We start from the raw sequence: 258 nt of genomic DNA, 5'->3' as shown, positions 1-258 counted from the left end.
TACCTTTAACAGTGATAGTGCCTGTGTGAGAAGAATTTGTACCCAATTCAACAATGTTAGACTCAGAGTCATTGTTGTTGATTGTCAAGTTTTCTGCGCCAGAAGCATTCAATGTCAAGTTGAACTTGTTATCTGTGTTCACGCCATCCAACAAAGTCACTGCTACTGTGTCTGATGTACCAGAAGAAGACTTCAAGTTTGCGTTCAAAGTAGTTTGAGTAACGTCACCGTTACCAGTTGTGCTGTGCAATACAGTGA

General features: G+C 40.7%; 1 protein-coding gene. It reads right to left on the bottom strand.

Going from position 1 to position 258, the window contains the following annotated elements:
* Positions 1 to 258, bottom strand: a 258-nt coding sequence (locus KDM92_RS18415) for a hypothetical protein (RefSeq protein WP_212685808.1), incomplete at both ends; no start/stop codon positions are given.

The organism is Affinundibacterium baiyunense, from assembly GCF_018139645.1.
Lineage (GTDB): Bacteria > Pseudomonadota > Gammaproteobacteria > Burkholderiales > Burkholderiaceae_D > Undibacterium > Undibacterium baiyunense.
The sequence above is the reverse complement of the archived record's forward strand: the minus strand, read 5'-3'. Positions and strand labels throughout refer to the sequence as shown.